This window comes from Fuscovulum blasticum DSM 2131 (genome assembly GCF_003034965.1).
Classification (GTDB): Bacteria; Pseudomonadota; Alphaproteobacteria; order Rhodobacterales; family Rhodobacteraceae; genus Pseudogemmobacter; species Pseudogemmobacter blasticus.
The window spans coordinates 1-1,240 of sequence record NZ_PZKE01000053.1 but is presented as its reverse complement, the minus strand read 5'-3'; the positions used below and the strand labels follow the sequence as shown (position 1 = coordinate 1,240).

Annotated in this window: 2 protein-coding genes; both read left to right on the top strand. The window is 63.7% G+C overall.

Features of this window, described 5'->3' with window-relative positions; translation table 11 throughout:
* On the top strand, positions 1 to 441 hold a 441-nt coding region (locus C5F44_RS17630; RefSeq protein ID WP_146161992.1), incomplete at its 5' end, for an ATP-binding cassette domain-containing protein.
* Positions 438 to 1,240, top strand: an 803-nt coding sequence (locus tag C5F44_RS17625; RefSeq protein WP_181318321.1) for an ATP-binding cassette domain-containing protein, incomplete at its 3' end; no start/stop codon positions are given. The genes C5F44_RS17630 and C5F44_RS17625, both read left to right, overlap by 4 nt.

The following is a 1,240-nucleotide window of genomic DNA, read 5'->3' as shown; positions in this document are numbered from 1 at the left end:
GAACTGTTCCGCGCCGTGGGCATTCCCCAGCCCGAGGTGAAGATCAGATCCTATCCGCACCAGTTGTCGGGCGGCCAGTGCCAGCGGGTGATGATCGCCATCGCCATCGCCTCGAACCCGCGCCTGCTGATTGCGGACGAACCGACGACCGCGCTGGATGTGACGATCCAGAAGCAGATCCTGGATCTGCTGATGAAGCTGCAGGAAGATTACGGCATGGCGCTGATCCTGATCACCCATGACATGGGTGTGGTGGCCGAAACCGCGGACCGGGTGGTCGTGCAGTACAAGGGCAGGAAGATGGAGGAGGCCGACGTTCTGAGCCTGTTCGAGGCGCCGCAGAATCCCTATACCCGGGCGCTGCTGTCGGCCTTGCCGGAACATGCCACGGGCGACCGTCTGCCCACCGTTTCAGATTTCTTCCAGCAGGCAGGCGCATGATGGCACAGGACATTCCAGTCGTCGAAGGCCGGGCCATCGTGCGCGATTACCATGTGCCGGGCAGTATGCTGGCCCGTGGCAGAAACGTGCGGGCCCTGAAGGGCATCGACTTCAAGGTCGACAAGGGCAGGACGCTGGCCATTGTCGGCGAAAGCGGATCTGGCAAATCGACGCTGGCGCGGATCATCGCCCTGATCGACCCGCCGTCCAGCGGCGATCTGCGCATCTCGGGCGAGTCCGTCGATATTCATCGCCGCCGCCCGGGGCCGGCGCTGCGGTCGAAGGTGCAGATGGTGTTCCAGAACCCCTACGGCAGCCTGAACCCGCGCCAGAAGGTGGGCGATGTGCTGATGGAACCGCTGGTCATCAACACCGACATTCCGGCCACTGAACGGCGCGACCGGGCCGAGGCGATGCTGCGGAAGGTTGGCCTGCAACCCGAACACTTCAACCGCTACCCGCACATGTTCTCGGGCGGGCAGCGCCAGCGCATTGCCATTGCGCGGGCGCTGATGCTGAACCCCTCGCTTCTGGTGCTGGATGAACCCGTCTCGGCGCTGGACCTGTCGGTTCAGGCGCAGGTTCTGAACCTTCTGGCCGACCTGCAGGACGAATTCGATCTGACCTATGTCTTCGTCAGCCATGACCTTTCGGTCGTGCGCTATATCGCGGACGAAATCATGGTGATCTCGAACGGCGAGGCGGTGGAGCAGGGCACGCGCGAGGCGGTCTTCGCCAACCCGCAACACCCCTACACGCAATCGCTGTTCGCGGCGACCCCGGTCACCGATGTGGAAGC